Below are 14,580 nucleotides of genomic sequence, written 5' to 3' on the forward strand. Positions count from 1 at the left end.
CCTTCATCGAGGGCTGTTCGCCTCAAGTCGCTCTGCGTATCTGGTCGCTACGTCACACAACGGTTCAGTCCTTGCCTCTGTACCGGCCTCGCTGATCTCGAACTCCACGGAACCCCATGTCGTGGATATCGAGACGAAGCACGACTCGTCGAGAGTGCCTGCGAATTCGGTGTAGCGGAGGGCTTCACGTCCATTGACTGATGCCTCTACGGGATTGTCCGCCTGAACCGCGTCGCTAATTTCCTGCAGAGGGTTGGCCGTCGAGAACACCGTCAACACGAACCAGTCCTGCCGGAACGAGCAGTACCTCCACTCGTTGTTGTCTTGGTCGAACCGGCCCGAGTCGATGTACTCCGGGTTAACCCCAGCCGCAGCGATAGCGTCACTCGGAATGGTGCACGGATCCCACAGCTCCGCGACGGGTTCGCCCGAGACGCCGGGGGAGCAGGCGCCGCAGAACACGAGCGCAGCCACGGCCACCCCACCTCGAATCCATCGCACTCGAACTTGGACGCGGTCAGCGGCCCGGCGGTTCCCATGCCGATCTGCGCGGGTTCTGGTCAGCCGCGCGCGGTCCAACCGGCGCGGGTGTCCGAACGGTGCTCGGATCCGCCGCGACCGCTGGCCGCGCAGCTCCCAGCACTGCGCGCAGGCCACGGACTTGCGCGTACTGCTGCACGGTGCGCGTCTGCGGCGCCGACCGACGCGCCGATCCGCTCGACCGTTAGCACCCCCGCTCACCACAACCGGCGCACCCGACCGGAGCGGGCGCGGACAAGCGAGCACCACCATCCGCTCACCGCCCAGCACCGTGCGCAGGCCACGTCCAGCGCGTACTGCCGCGCAGTGCGCGCCGGCACCCACCCACCCACCCACCCGCACCCGCCCGCCCGCCCGCACCCGTTCGCCCCCGCCAACCCCACACCCCCGCCCACCCGGCCCGGTAGCGTCCACACGGTGATCTCCGCCGAGGACTGCGCCCGCGCACTGCGCCGCGCGGGCCTCGACGACGTGCTCACCGACGGCACGACCCGCGCCGCCTATTCGTCCGACGCGTCGCTCTACCGCGTGCACCCGCTCGTCGTCGCGCGGCCCCGTCGCACCGAGGACATCGCGGCGGCCGTCGCGGTGTGCCGCGAGTCCGGGGTTCCGCTGACCATGCGCGGCGGCGGCACGTCCGTGGCCGGCAACGCGGTGGGTACCGGGGTGGTGCTCGACGTCAGTCGGCACCTGAACCGGGTGCTCCACGTCGACCCCGAGGCGCGCACCGCGACTGTCGAACCCGGCGCCGTGCAGTCGGTGGTGCAGAAGGCAGCGGCGCAGCACGGGCTCCGGTTCGGTCCTGACCCGTCCACCTTCACGCGCTGCACCGTCGGCGGCATGATCGGGAACAACGCGTGCGGCTCGCGCACTCTCGGCTACGGCCGGACCTCCGACAACGTCTCCGCGCTCGACGTGGTGACGGGCAGCGGGGAGCAATTGCACCTGCCGAGGGACACCACGTCTCCGACTCTCGACGCGCTGCGGCAGATCGTCGCCGGCGGACTCGGAACCGTCCGAACGGAATTCGGCATGTTCGGCCGCCAGGTCTCCGGCTACGCGCTGGAGAACCTGTTACCGGAGAACCGTTTCGACGTCCGCCGGATGTTGGTGGGCAGCGAGGGCACGCTCGCGGTCACCACGCGCGCCACCGTCGACCTGGTGACGGAGCCTGCGTTCCGCATCCTCGTCGTTCTCGGGTACCCGGACATCGCCACCGCCGGTGACGCCGCGCCCACCGTCCTGACGTTCACGCCCACCGCATGCGAGGGCATCGATTCGCGCATCGTCGACGTCGTCCGCGAACGCCGCGGACCCCATGCGGTTCCGCCGCTTCCCGGCGGCGCCGCGTGGTTGTTCGTCGAGGTCGTCGGCGATACCCGCGAGCAGGCCGCGGACCGAGCCGACGCGGTCGCACGCGGCTGCGGAGCGGTCGACTCCCTGGTGGTCACCGACGCGGAACGCACCGCTCGGCTGTGGCAGATCCGAGCAGACGGAGCCGGACTCGCGGGGCGCAGTCCCGCGGGGTTGCCGGCACACGCCGGGTGGGAGGACGCGGCGGTACCGCCGGCCTCGCTCGGCCGATACCTGCGCGACTTCGACGACCTCATGACGCAGTACGGGGTGACCGGGCTGCCGTACGGGCACTTCGGTGACGGGTGCCTGCACGTGCGCATCGACCTGCCGCTCGACAAGCCCGGTGGGACAGGGGTGTTCCGCCGGTTCCTCGTCGACGCCGCCACGCTGGTGGCGCGGTACGGCGGGTCGTTGTCCGGTGAGCACGGCGACGGCCGTGCGCGCAGTGAGCTCTTGCCGCTGATGTACTCGGCGGACGCACTCGCGTTGTTCGGTGCCGTCAAGCATGTGTTCGATCCCGACGGCATCCTCAATCCCGGTGTGCTCCTGGATCCTCGACCACTCGATGCGGATCTCCGTGTCCCGTCCGCAAAGCCTCGGACGCTGCTCGCGATGGCCTACGCCGAGGACGGCGGCGACTTCAGTCAGGCCGTGCACCGGTGCACGGGCGTCGGCAAGTGCCGCGCGGACACCACCGGCACCAGCGGGGTGATGTGCCCGTCGTACCTGGCGACTCGGGAGGAGAAGGACTCCACCCGCGGGCGCGCCCGGGTACTGCAGGAGATGATCAACGGCACCGACGTCACCGGCGGGTGGCGCTCGCCCGAGGTGCACGATGCCCTGGATCTGTGCTTGTCCTGCAAGGGATGTGCCTCGGACTGTCCGACCGGTGTCGACATGGCGTCGTACAAGGCGGAGGTGCTGCACCAGAGCTACCGACGTCGGCTACGCCCTGCGGCGCACTACTCGCTCGGGTGGCTTCCGCGCTGGGCCGCTGTCGCCGCTCGAGCGCCGCGCGCCGTCAACGCTGCGGCGCGGCTTCCGGGGGTGGGTCCGCTGGCACTGCGGGCGTCGGGTATCGATCCGCGTCGCTCGATACCCGAGTTCGCCCCGAGGACGTTCCGGCAGTGGTTCCACGAATCGCACCGGCCCACGACCGGTGATCCCGTCGTGCTCTTCGTCGACTCCTTCACCAATCACTTCACGCCCGAGGTGGGCCGGGCGACGGTGCGTGTGCTCGAGGCGGCGGGCTACCGGCCCAGGCTGACCGAGAAGCAGCAGTGTTGCGGTCTCACGTGGATCTCGACCGGTCAACTGGACGCCGCGAAGCGCATCCTGGGACGCACCGTGGACGCCCTGACCGAGGCGTCGGACGGCGGTGTTCCCATCGTGGGTATCGAACCGTCGTGCACTGGTGTACTACGAAGCGACGCAACGGAACTGCTCGGCAAGGCACGCGCCGCGCCGGTCGCCGAGGCCGCCCGCACGCTGGCCGAACTGCTCACCGAGCGCGGGTGGGAACCGCCGTCCCTGAACGGCCGAGAGGTGGTGGCGCAGCCGCACTGTCACCACCACGCCGTGATGGGCTGGGGCGCAGACGCGGCTCTGCTCGAGAGAGCGGGCGCCGATGTGCAGCGCCTCGGTGGTTGCTGCGGGCTCGCCGGGAATTTTGGTGTCGAGAAGGGGCATTACGACGTCTCGGTCACCATCGCCGGTCAGCAACTTCTGCCGGCGGTGCAGTCGGCGGCGGACACCGCGTCGATTCTGGCCGACGGCTACTCCTGCCGTACCCAGCTGTCCGATCTCACGGATCGCCGCGGTGAGCACCTCGCGCAAGTGTTGGCGAGCGCGTTGCCTGATGAGACGGAGTGACGTGTAACACTCGTCGAGGTGGGGTATGCCCTGCCGAAACAACCGTCCTGGGGGGACATCATGGCTTTCGATCTGACGCTCACACCGGCCCAACACGAGTTGGTCGGTCGTGCTCACGACTTTGCCGAGAACGTGGTGCGACCCGTCGCGCAGCACTACGACAAGGAGCAGGAGTTCCCGTGGCCGGTGCTGCAGGAGGCGGCGCGGGCGGGCTTCTACTCGCCGTTGTTCTACCGCGACCTCATCGGTGACCCGACAGGGCTCTCGCTGCCGGTGTTCATGGAGGAACTGTTCTGGGGTTGTGCGGGAATCGGTCTCGCGGTGGTGATGCCGGCGCTCGCGCTGTCGGCCATCGGCCAGGCGGCGACGCCCGAACAGATGCTCGAATGGGCACCGCAGTGCTTCGGCACCCCGGACGACCTGAAGCTGGCGGCGCTCGCCATCTCCGAGCCCGAGGGCGGCAGCGACGTTCGCAACCTGCGGACGACGGCGCGGCAGGACGGCGACGACTGGATCATCGACGGCCACAAGATGTGGATCGGCAACGGTGGCATCGCGGACGTGCACGTGGTCAACGCCAATGTGGACCCGGAACTCGGTCACAAGGGCCAGGCCCTGTTCATCGTCCCCGGCGGGACCCCCGGACTGGAACTCGTGCGCAAGCTCGACAAGCTGGGGTGCCGTGCATCCCACACCGCGGAGCTGAAGTTCAACAGTGTCCGCATCCCCGGCGCCAACCTCCTGGGCGGCTTCGACAAGCTCGAGCACAAGCTGGCCAAGGCGCGCGAAGCGGAGAAGACCGGAATCAGAGGTCGCTCCGCCACTCTCGGAGCGCTCGAGCAGACACGACCGATGGTGGCCGCTCAGGCACTCGGAATCGCCCGTGCCTCTTTGGAATACGCGACCAAGTACGCCAACGAGCGTGAGGCGTTCGGGTCGCCGATCATCGACAACCAGGGCATCGCCTTCCCGCTGGCGGACCTCGCCATGCGGATCGACGCGGCGCGACTGTTGACGTGGCGCGCCAGTTGGATGGCCGCCACGGGTGTGGCCTTCGAGCGCGGCGAGGGGTCAATGGCCAAGCTCGCCGCCACCGAGGTCGCGGTGGCCTCCACCGAGCGGGCGATCCAGACGATGGGCGGGTGGGGCTACATCACCGACCACCCGGTGGAGAAGTGGTACCGCGACGCCAAGCTGTACACCATCTTCGAAGGCACCAGCGAGATCCAGCGCGTCGTCATCAGCAATGCGATCGCGCAGCAGGACGGCGCTCCGCCGCTGCACGTACAGATGGATGCCGAAGGGTCGGCGCTCAACAAGGCGTTCGGCCGCGGAACCGAGACGCGCACGAAGGTGATGGACAAGGCGATGGCGGCCAAGGACAAGGTGCCCGAGCCGGTCCTGCGCGGCGCCATGAAGTTCCTGCAGCCGCCCAGCCGCAAGTAGCCGCGTCGTTTCGAGGCCCTGCCGCCGGGTACCGCCCTGCGCATGGTCACCTCGGAACGCCCACAAGGCGTCGCACCCGATCGCGGCATCACCCTGCCCGGCATCGTCCTCGGTGTCGGGCTGGGCGGTTTGGTGGACGGGATATTACTGCACCAGATTCTGCAGTGGCACCACCTGCTGAGCAGTTCGGGCGACGACAACATCGGCCTGCAGCCCTACCCTGTCGACACGGTGCACGGCCTCGAGATCAACACGCTGTCAGACGGCATCTTTCACACCGTCACCTGGCTCGCCGTGCTGCTCGGACTCGGGTTGTTGTACTCGCGTGTCACCGGATCGCGTGGGCGGGTGTGGGCGTCGCGAGTGCTCTGGGGATGGGTTCTGGTCGGGTGGGGCCTGTTCAACCTGGTCGAGGGCATCGTCGATCACCATCTGCTGGGCATTCACCATGTCCGCAGCGGTCCGAACCAACTGTGGTGGGACCTCGGCTTCCTCGCACTCGGTGTCCTCCTGATCGCCGGCGGCCGGCTCCTGCAGCGCAGCGCACGCGCATCCCGATGATGCTCGCGCACGACGCCCATCACGGCAGCGGTGGTGTCGGACCGGTCGTGATCCTCGTCGTGGTGGCCATCGCATACGTGGTTGCGGCGGAGCGCTGCAGGCGTGAGCCGCGGGGGTGGAACCCCTGGCGTACGGCGAGCTTCCTCGTCGGCATCGGGCTCCTCGTTCTCGCCGTGGTCCCCGCACTGTTGCCCTACCCGGACGGCGACTTCCGCGGCCACATGCACCAGCACCTGCTTCTCGGCATGTACGCGCCGTTGGCGCTGGTACTCGGTGCCCCGATGACGTTGGTGCTGCGCTCGGTGTCGCCGCCGAACGGCCGTGCCATCGGCCATGTCCTGCGCTCGCGGCCGGTGCACGTGATAGCGAACCCGATCGTCGCGCTGGCCCTGAATCTCGGCGGTCTCGCGCTGCTGTACTTCACCCCGCTCTACGTGGCGACGACACAGAGTGCCGCGCTGCACCTGCTGGTGCACGCGCACTTCTTCCTGGCGGGATACCTGTTCGCGTGGGTCGTCGCCGGCCCCGATCCGGCACCGGACAGGCCGTCGGTACCCGCCCGACTCTGGATACTCGGGGCAGCGATTCTCGGCCATGCCGTCCTGTCGCAGCTGATGTACGCGGGACTCCTCGTGCAGATCCCGGTGCCCGCCGATCAGCGCCAGGGCGCAGGCGAGCTGATGTACTACGGCGGTGACGTCGCCGAACTGCTTCTGGCGCTGGCGCGTCTGCTCACCTGGCGACCGGCACGACGTCGCGAAGAAACGCCAGCTGGTCGGCGATGATCCGGGGGAAGAGCGGCTCGACGTACGGGTCGAAGTGACCACCCTCGTAGGTCACCACGGTGGCGCGCGGGATCTTTCGTGCGGTGCGCAGCGCGACGTCCGTGGGAGTGATGGCGTCCTCGGTGGCGATCTGGACGAGGGCGGGGCACTGAATGTTCGCGGCGGTCTTCCCCGGTGAGTACAGGCCGATGTGGAGCAGGATGCGGGCCGCGACCGTCTCGGGGTAGTCACCGGTCTGCAGTCCCGACGCGTCGAGAAGGCGGTCACGTCCCACCGCGGCATCGGGCGACACCATGGCGGCTACGGCACCCGGTTCGCCGATCGAGTCGATGTAGCGGGGCTCGCGACCGAGCAGAGCCCGGATCTGGTCCGAGAGGGCTGCCGGTGCGAGACGCAGGGTCTGGCGCAGGCCCGCGGAGCGCACGGCGGCGATGCCGTCCACGTGCGGGACCTGCGCGATGATCGCGGCCAGTCGTTCGCCCGTGCCCGCCAGGGTGAGGACATGGCCCCCGCCGAACGAGGTGCCCCATGCGACGACGCGGTCGGGGTCGACGCCGTCGAGTAGCCGGGCGAAGGCCAGCGCGTTGCGCCAGTCCTCGAGCTGCCTGCGCACGTCCAGGAGCTGCCGTGGGGTTCCTTCGCTGTCGCCGAAGTGCCGGTAGTCGAACAGCGCGACGACGTAGCCCGCCTGGACGAACTGGTCCGCGTAGGCGGGGAGACGCAACGCGCGCACCGATCCGAAGCCGTGGGCCATGACGATGATCGGCGCGGAACCGTCGAGCCCGGCAGGTCGGAGGATCGAGATCGCGCAGCGATCGGAACCGGAGTCGAACCACAGGTCGTCGCGAACGGTGTCAGGCATGCGGGCTCCTCTTGATTGACGTTCAAGAGAACGTAGCAGCGTCTTGATCGAGCATCAAGATAGGGTGACCGCATGCCTCGGAACAGACGTCCGCAGGATCGAGCGGAGAAACGGGCCGAGATCGTCGACGCCGCGACGGCCCTGTTCGTCGAGGCCGGATTCGACGGCACCCCGCTGAGCCGGATAGCGCAGAGCGCCGGCGTCACGCCGAACACCATCTACTGGTACTTCTCCGACAAGGACGAACTGCTCGTCGCCGCCCTCACCGAGATCACGGCGACGGCGTTGACGCGCTTCGCGGAGCTGGAGGTGACGTCACCGCAGGAACGGCTGACGTGGGTGGTGACCGAACTCGAGCGCTATCACCGGTTGGTGGACACCGTGCATGCCCGCGCTGCGGTGTCGCCACCGATCGACGAGTGGCACAACGGGTTCCATGCCATGGCCGATGCGCTGGTCGCGGAGGAACTGCGCCACGTCGGCGTCGCCGACGAGCGGATCGCCGCGCGGACCAAGGTCGTGGTGTTCGCCGTCGAGGGCATGTTGACGCACCCGCAGAGCGCTGCCGACAAGGCTGCGATCGTCGACGTCCTGTTCACCTAGAAGGCAGAGGGTGTCCTGCCGAGGCACTCCTCCGCAGGGACTTCCCCCGTGGACCGGCACCGCGAATGCTCGACACCAGCACCACCGACGAGAGGAACCGCGCATGCAGATCACCCGAAGCTCGATCGCAACCACCAAGGGTCCGGCCGACTGGTTCACCGGCGACGTCTACATCGACGCCGTTGCCGCAGCTCCGTCCCCGTCGCGGGTCTCCGCCAATCTGGTCCACTTCATGCCGGGGGCGCGTACGCACTGGCACCGCCACTCGCTGAGCCAGACGGTGTTCGTCACCGAGGGCGTCGGACTGTGCCAGCGGCAGGGTGGGCCGGTCGAGGTCATCCGTCCCGGCGACCGCGTGCTGTTCGAGGCCGACGAGGTGCACTGGCACGGCGCCGCACCCGATCGTCTGATGGTGCATCTCGCCATCAACGAGGGCGACGACGAGCACGACGTCGTCGTGTGGATGGACCCTGTCACCGACGCGGAGTACACCGCGCGCGAGTGACGATCAGCGGGGGAGACGTCCCTCGATTCGCTCCACGATGGCGGGCCAGATCTCCGACCGTGGATCGACGACACTGAAGTGGTCTCCGGGGCCTTCGACAAGCGTGACATCGTCACCTGCGGCCGATGCTGCGGTGACGTACTCGCGGCCGATGTCGTTCAGGTTCGGATCGTCCGAGGCCGCGACCACGACGATCTGCGGAACCCCGAGTGGCAGTCGCGCTCGCGGGGACGACTCCGCGTGAGCATCCGAGTACCGCGAGCCGAGGGCGGCACGCACCGCGCCGTCACCCAGGCCGCGGTCGTCGGCAATCTGTAGGTCGAGGACTCCGGCGAGACTCACGGCCAATGCGGGACGGGCATCCGCGGCGCAGCGCATCGCGAGCTGACCTCCTGCCGAATGGCCGATGACGGCCCGCGCACCAGCGTGCTTCAGGGCCGCGGCGACATCCGCCGCCGTCGTCTCCCATCCGTGCTCGTCGGGCGTTCGGTACTCGACGTTCCAGGTGGTGTAGCCGCGGTCGGCGAGATCGATCGCCGCCGCATCGAGCGAGTCGAGACGCCACGGTGCCCGCCAGTAACCGCCATGGATCAGGGCGACGACGGGTCCGCCGGTGCCGCGCACCTCGGCGAACTGTTCGGGGTGCTCGCCGTACCGCTCGACGGTCGCCGGGTGCCGACGGTGATGCACGATCCGATCGACGGCGTAGCGGAGCCCGCCGAGTCCCCGTCCGCGAATGTGGGCGTGCAGGCCCGCCGAGAGGTCCGCGGCCACGTAGCCGTAGTCGACACGCACCACACACCGGTCGCTCGCCTGCGTGCCGACGCGTCCGCCCGCGGCCGGGACCACGATCACGTCACCGGATGCCACGGAGACGTCGTCCGACACGTGGACCTCGCCGGTGGCGCCGCGCGCAGCGAGCGCGGACTGCACCAGGTCGGTCACCGTGCCGAGGTCTCGAACAACGTGCGGGTGCAGGACGACGTCGATTCGTTCCGAGGACTCGCTCATCCCTCGAATCTACGTCCTAGGCTCGGGGGAATCGACGGAAGAGGAGCAATGGACGAGCGCGCCATCGAGAAGGACATCGTCACCGATTTCCGCGAGCGGATGAGTTACGGGGCGTACCTCGATCTCGACACTCTGCTCAGTGCGCAGAAGCCGGTGAGTGTCCCGGAGCATCACGACGAGTTGCTGTTCATCATCCAACACCAGACCACCGAGCTGTGGTTCAAGCTCGTGCTGCACGAACTGCTCGCCGCACGCGACGCCTTCGACGCGGACGACCTCGGGTTCGCGCTGAAGTGTGTCGCTCGTGTCAAGCACATCCAGAAGACGCTGACCGAGCAGTGGTCGGTGCTCGCGACACTCACGCCCACCGAGTACGCGCAGTTCCGCGGGTTCCTGGGGAACTCGTCGGGGTTCCAGTCCGCGCAGTACCGCGCGGTGGAGTTCGTGCTGGGCAACAAGAACGCGGCGATGCTGACGGTGTTCGAATCCGACTCGGTGGCAACCGAACTGCTGACGCGGGTGCACCGCGAGCCGAGTGTGTACGACGCCCTGTGGCGGTGCCTGGCTCGCGCAGGACTCGACGTTCCGGAGAGCGCGCTGCGGCGCGACGTCACCGCGCCGTACGCGTGCAACGACGATCTGGTGCCACTGATCACGCACGTGTACGAGAACCCGACCGAGAACTGGGCCGCGTACGAGGCGTTCGAGGAATTCGTCGACCTGGAGGAGAACTTTCAGCTCTGGCGGTTCCGGCACATGCGCACGGTGCTCCGTACGATCGGGCACAAGAGCGGCACCGGCGGCTCCAGTGGTGTCGGCTTCCTCCAGCGCGCCCTCGAGTTGACGTTCTTCCCCGAGTTGTTCGCCGCCCGCACCGAGATCGGACAGCCATGAACGCAGCAGACCTCGACGCTCTGGACCCCCTGCGCGAGTACCGCTCTCGCTTCTACACCGACGACGCCGATCCCGTCGTGTCCTATCTCGACGGCAATTCGCTCGGCAGGCCGACGACGGCGAGCATCGAGCGTGTCTCGACGTTCATGACGCAGGCCTGGGGTGGCCGGCTGATCCGCGGGTGGGACGAGGAATGGTTCGAGCTGCCCATCACGTTGGGCGACACGCTCGGTCGGGTGGCCCTGGGTGCAGCACCCGGGCAGACCGTCATCGGTGACTCCACCACCGTCCTGCTCTACAAGATCGCGCGCGGGGCGGCGGCGCTGAGGCCGGGCCGGGCCGAGATCGTGCTCGATCGCGACAATTTTCCGACCGATCGCTACGTCGTCGAGTCCATCGCGTCCGAACTCGGCCTGACGCTGGTGTGGATCGACTCGGACCGGCGGTCGGGCGTACGGACTGCGGACATCGCCGATGTCGTCACCGAGCGAACAGCTTTCGTGCTTCTCAGTCATGTCGCCTACCGCTCGGGCTTTCTCGCGGACGCGTCCGCGGCGGCCCGTGTCGCGCACGACGTCGGCGCCCTGGTGGTGCTCGACCTGTCGCACTCGGTGGGATCCGTGCCGCTCCGTCTCGACGAGTGGGGTGTCGATCTCGCCGTCGGCTGCACATACAAGTACCTGAACGGTGGTCCCGGCTCGCCCGCGTTCGCATACGTCCGCGCGGAGCATCTGCCCGAGTTTCGGCAGCCCGTATGGGGATGGATGGGGCGTGCCGACGCCTTCGCCATGGAGCAGGGATACGTCCCGGCCGAGGGCGTGCGACGCGTCATCAGCGGCACCCCGCCGGTGCTCGGCATGATCGCGATGCAGGACACGCTCGCCATGATCGGCGAGGTCGGCATGGACGCGATCCGCGCGAAGTCGGTCGCTCTCACCGAGTACGCGCTCGAGCTGGTGCGCTCGGACCTGGTGCCACTGGGCGTGGAGATCGCCTCGCCGGAGAACGCGGACGAGCGCGGGGGACACGTCACGCTCGATCACCCCGATTTCCGCGAGGTCACGGCGCGGCTGTGGAAGCGCGGTGTCATCCCCGACTTCCGGGCCCCGAGCGGCATCAGGCTCGGCCTGAGCCCGCTCAGCACCAGCTTCGAGGAGGTGCGCATCGGCGTTCTCGCGATCGCCGAGGAGCTCCGGCGCTGACACCTGGCACTACAACACGACCGGTCAGATGGTTATGCTCTGACGACTTTGTGGCTGAGGGGGTCCGGTGGGGGTCGAACATGCGCGAATCGGAATGGTCGACGATCACGAACTGATCGTCCGTGGTCTGCGGGATTCCTTCGCCGATCATCCCGATCTCGAGTTCGTCGCGAGCGCCCCCACGGTCTCCGAACTGTTCGACGTCACCACGGACCTCGATCTGGTCATCCTCGACCTGCGACTGCGCGACGGGTCCTCGCCGGTGGCCAACGTCGAGGCCATCCGCGCCCGGGGGCTCGACGTGCTGGTTCTCACCTCGGGCGAGGATCCGTTCCTGGTCCGCTCGGCCGCCCGCGCCGGCGTGCTCGGCGTCGTGCGCAAGTCCCAGCCGATCGACGCGGTGGTGGACGCCGTGCGGAGTGCAGCCCGGGGCGAGATGGTGCCCACCATCGACTGGGCGGCGGCCATCGACGGGGATCCCGACCTCGCCGCGGTGGATCTGAGCCCGCAGCATCGACGGCTCCTCACGCTCTACGCGGCCGGGGAGACCGCCACGCGGGTCGCGTCGACCATGGGTATCTCGCCCGAGACGGTGAACGACTATCTCGGTCGAATCCGGCTCAAGTACGCCGACGCCGGCAGGCCTGCCCCGACCAAGACCGATCTCTACAAACGGGCACTGGAGGACGGGTGGTTGCCGTTTCCTCGTCGACGCAGGAAGTCGTGACGACGGCGGAGCGCAGCGCGGCCGATCAGATCCTCACGATGTTCGGCCGCTTCATCGGCGTGGGCTACGTCTTCTACCTGCTCGTGTCGATTCCGCTCATCCGCGATCTGGAGGGGGTGTCGGCGTCCTGGTGGACTCCGGTCGGGCTCGTCCTGTTCTTCGGACCCGGACTGGCGTTGGGCGCCGCGTCGTTCGGCCGGCGGGGTCAGCGTGCGCTCCGGCCACTGGCGGCGGCCTGCGCCGTGGTCTTCCTGCTCGGGTTGCTCACCTGGCCGCTCGGATGGACGGGCGAGACCCTGCCCGACGGGAAGGCTGCCTGGTTCTCCCTCTTCCCTGCCCTGGCTTCTCTGGGGGCTGCGGTGTCGATGAGGCCGCGCTGGGCGTTCCTCCATCTCGCGGTGGCCGTCACGGGTGTCCAACTGGTCAACCACTATCTGCGTGACGCCGGTGACCGGAGTCCGTTGGTGGCCGACATCGTCTACAGCTTCGGCTTCAGCCTCATCTTCGTCGCCGCGTCGATCACGGCGTCGCGCACGGGCTTCCTTCTCGATCGCACCCGCGAGTCCACCTACGCGCAGGCCGCCAGTTCTGCCGCTGTGCAGGCGCGGACGGTCGAACGTCGACGGTTCGACGGGTTGATCCACGACAACGTCATGTCCACGCTCCTCGCCGCATCGCGCGGTCCGATGGATCAACGTCTCGTCGACCAGGCGAGCGTCGCGTTGGCGGAGCTCGACACGTTGCGACGGAACACGCTGCCGGCCGCTGACTTCGATGTGCAGGACGTGGTCGCGCACCTTCGCGCCGCGGCCGCGGCAGTGGACGCATCGGCGACACTGAGCTTCCGGTTCGAGGCCGATGCGGCGGAACGGACTGTGCCGGCCGAGACAGTCCGCACCGTGGGCGCCGCCATGGCCGAGGCGATGCGGAACAGCCTGCGGCACGCGGGCCCCGATGCCCACCGGTCGGTCGTGGCTGCGCTCTCCCCACTCGGACTCCGGGTGACGGTGACGGACGACGGCCCCGGCTTCGATCTGTCGTCGATACCGGCACATCGCCTGGGCGTCCGGGTCAGCATTCTCGACCGCATGCACCGGCTTCCGGGCGGCTCCGCCGCGCTCCGCACTGCGGTGGGTCGGGGCACAGTCGTCGAACTGCGGTGGGAGGCACAGTGAGCAGAACGAACGATGTCACGACTCTGCTGGGCATGCACACGCGTGCAGCCTTCGTGGTGGTCGCCTTCAACGTCGCCGGTGTCGTTCTGGCCGCCGCCTCGACACTCGAGGGCGTCACCGAGCCGGCGCTCGTCGCGGTGGCGGTCGTCCTGCATGCCGTGTCCGTCGCGGCACTCCTCCGCGTCCCGGGCGATCCGATCCCTTTCGGCGCGACGGCAGCCGTCACGCTCACCGGCCCGCTGTCGTGTGCGATCGTCCTCGCCGCGCTTCCGGTGCCGATCGGGAGCCCTCTGCAGATGTGGCCGATCGGGACGGCGGCCGGGATCTACACCTTCCTCTGTGTCCGTGGGCGCACGTGGTGGGCGTGGGCCGGGTTCCTCGGCATCTTCGTCGTCACGCTCGTCTGGTGCCTGCTGACCGAGCAGAGCGCGGTCGACGCCGTGCTGTACGTGCTGCCCAGCGGCGCGCTGGTGTTGATGGGCACGTTCTTCGCGTTCGCGCTGCGCTCACCCGTCACGGACATCTTCCGGCTACGGGAGGAGTCCACGAGACAGGCAGCGGAGGAAGCGGCGGCCGCCGCGGCACTGCACGAGCGGGACCTGCAGCTGACCCGGCTCGACGAGCTGGCCCGCCCTCTCCTCACCAGGATCGCCTCGGGTGAGCCGCTGTCCGACGACGAGCGACTGAGCTGCCGTCTTCTCGAGTTCCATCTGCGGGACACCCTGCGTGCCGCGGGACTGGCCGACTCCGAGGTGAGCAGTGCGGCGCGGGCCGCGCGGAGTCGGGGAGTCGACGTGGTCCTGCTCGACGACCGCGGCGCGGACGCGACCGGCGTGGTCGATCGCGACATCGTGACCTCGGTGATCACCGCCCTCGAGAGCGACTCCACCAGCGCGGTGACGGTGCGTCTTCTTCCGCCGGACCGGGACTCGGCGGCGTCCATCCTGGTCACGGGAGCGGACGGAACGCACCGGGCCGAGTTCGACCGATCGGGCACCCGGCTGTCCTCCTGAGAGTCACGCCCCGTTCAAGTCCGTGCGG

General features: G+C 68.8%; 14 protein-coding genes. 11 read left to right on the plus strand and 3 right to left on the minus strand.

Annotated features, from left to right (window positions below):
- Positions 1–3 precede the first annotated feature (3 nt).
- The gene (locus tag BR07_RS27320; RefSeq protein ID WP_197027741.1) at positions 4–474 is read right to left on the minus strand and encodes a DUF3558 family protein; all 471 of its coding nucleotides are present in this window, start codon (positions 472–474) and stop codon (positions 4–6) included.
- Positions 475–957: 483 nt separating this feature from the next.
- Between BR07_RS27320 and BR07_RS0106700 the strand changes: the two genes are divergently transcribed.
- Genes BR07_RS0106700 through BR07_RS0106715 form a run of 4 tightly spaced genes read left to right on the plus strand, consistent with a single transcriptional unit; the run spans position 958 to position 6,560 of the window.
- Positions 958–3,768: an FAD-binding and (Fe-S)-binding domain-containing protein gene (locus tag BR07_RS0106700; RefSeq protein ID WP_027504767.1), complete on the plus strand. Its 2,811-nt coding sequence runs from the start codon at positions 958–960 to the stop codon at positions 3,766–3,768.
- A 60-nt stretch (positions 3,769–3,828) separates the two neighbouring features.
- On the plus strand, positions 3,829–5,214 hold the full coding sequence (locus BR07_RS0106705; protein ID WP_027504768.1) for an acyl-CoA dehydrogenase family protein: 1,386 nt from the start codon (positions 3,829–3,831) through the stop codon (positions 5,212–5,214).
- 42 nt (positions 5,215–5,256) lie between these two features.
- The gene (locus BR07_RS0106710) at positions 5,257–5,775 is read left to right on the plus strand and encodes a DUF2243 domain-containing protein (protein ID WP_027504769.1); all 519 of its coding nucleotides are present in this window, start codon (positions 5,257–5,259) and stop codon (positions 5,773–5,775) included.
- A complete protein-coding gene (locus BR07_RS0106715) occupies positions 5,772–6,560 on the plus strand; it encodes a cytochrome c oxidase assembly protein (protein ID WP_027504770.1) in 789 nt (262 codons plus the stop codon). Before BR07_RS0106710 ends, BR07_RS0106715 begins: the two co-directional genes overlap by 4 nt.
- On the opposite strand, the gene BR07_RS0106720 is transcribed toward BR07_RS0106715, so the two are convergent.
- A complete protein-coding gene (locus BR07_RS0106720; RefSeq protein WP_037184789.1) occupies positions 6,508–7,422 on the minus strand; it encodes an alpha/beta hydrolase in 915 nt (304 codons plus the stop codon). The genes BR07_RS0106715 and BR07_RS0106720 overlap by 53 nt on opposite strands.
- A gap of 72 nt (positions 7,423–7,494) precedes the next feature.
- Here BR07_RS0106720 and BR07_RS0106725 point away from each other — a divergent pair, with 72 nt between their 5' ends.
- Positions 7,495–8,025 carry a TetR/AcrR family transcriptional regulator gene (locus tag BR07_RS0106725; RefSeq protein WP_027504772.1) on the plus strand — a complete coding sequence of 177 codons (531 nt, stop codon included), beginning with the start codon at positions 7,495–7,497 and terminating at the stop codon, positions 8,023–8,025.
- Positions 8,026–8,128: 103 nt separating this feature from the next.
- On the plus strand, positions 8,129–8,530 hold the full coding sequence (locus BR07_RS0106730; RefSeq protein ID WP_027504773.1) for a (R)-mandelonitrile lyase: 402 nt from the start codon (positions 8,129–8,131) through the stop codon (positions 8,528–8,530).
- A gap of 3 nt (positions 8,531–8,533) precedes the next feature.
- Here the strand turns inward: BR07_RS0106730 and BR07_RS0106735 are convergent, their stop codons facing one another.
- The gene (locus BR07_RS0106735; RefSeq protein ID WP_027504774.1) at positions 8,534–9,541 is read right to left on the minus strand and encodes an alpha/beta hydrolase; all 1,008 of its coding nucleotides are present in this window, start codon (positions 9,539–9,541) and stop codon (positions 8,534–8,536) included.
- A 48-nt stretch (positions 9,542–9,589) separates the two neighbouring features.
- Here BR07_RS0106735 and BR07_RS0106740 point away from each other — a divergent pair, with 48 nt between their 5' ends.
- The 5 genes from BR07_RS0106740 (at position 9,590) to BR07_RS0106760 (ending at position 14,552) form a co-directional block, all read left to right on the plus strand.
- Positions 9,590–10,435 (plus strand): tryptophan 2,3-dioxygenase, encoded by an 846-nt coding sequence (locus BR07_RS0106740; RefSeq protein ID WP_027504775.1) that lies wholly within the window; start codon positions 9,590–9,592, stop codon positions 10,433–10,435.
- A complete protein-coding gene (kynU, locus tag BR07_RS0106745; protein ID WP_027504776.1) occupies positions 10,432–11,637 on the plus strand; it encodes a kynureninase in 1,206 nt (401 codons plus the stop codon). The genes BR07_RS0106740 and kynU overlap by 4 nt, the downstream gene beginning before the upstream one ends.
- A 94-nt stretch (positions 11,638–11,731) precedes the next feature.
- Positions 11,732–12,364 carry a response regulator gene (locus BR07_RS0106750; RefSeq protein ID WP_051613124.1) on the plus strand — a complete coding sequence of 211 codons (633 nt, stop codon included), beginning with the start codon at positions 11,732–11,734 and terminating at the stop codon, positions 12,362–12,364.
- The gene (locus BR07_RS0106755; RefSeq protein WP_027504778.1) at positions 12,361–13,539 is read left to right on the plus strand and encodes a sensor histidine kinase; all 1,179 of its coding nucleotides are present in this window, start codon (positions 12,361–12,363) and stop codon (positions 13,537–13,539) included. The genes BR07_RS0106750 and BR07_RS0106755 overlap by 4 nt, the downstream gene beginning before the upstream one ends.
- Positions 13,536–14,552: a hypothetical protein gene (locus tag BR07_RS0106760; RefSeq protein ID WP_027504779.1), complete on the plus strand. Its 1,017-nt coding sequence runs from the start codon at positions 13,536–13,538 to the stop codon at positions 14,550–14,552. Before BR07_RS0106755 ends, BR07_RS0106760 begins: the two co-directional genes overlap by 4 nt.
- Positions 14,553–14,580 lie beyond the last annotated feature (28 nt).

It is taken from the genome of Rhodococcus sp. UNC23MFCrub1.1 (assembly GCF_000686025.1).
Taxonomy (GTDB): domain Bacteria; phylum Actinomycetota; class Actinomycetes; order Mycobacteriales; family Mycobacteriaceae; genus Rhodococcoides.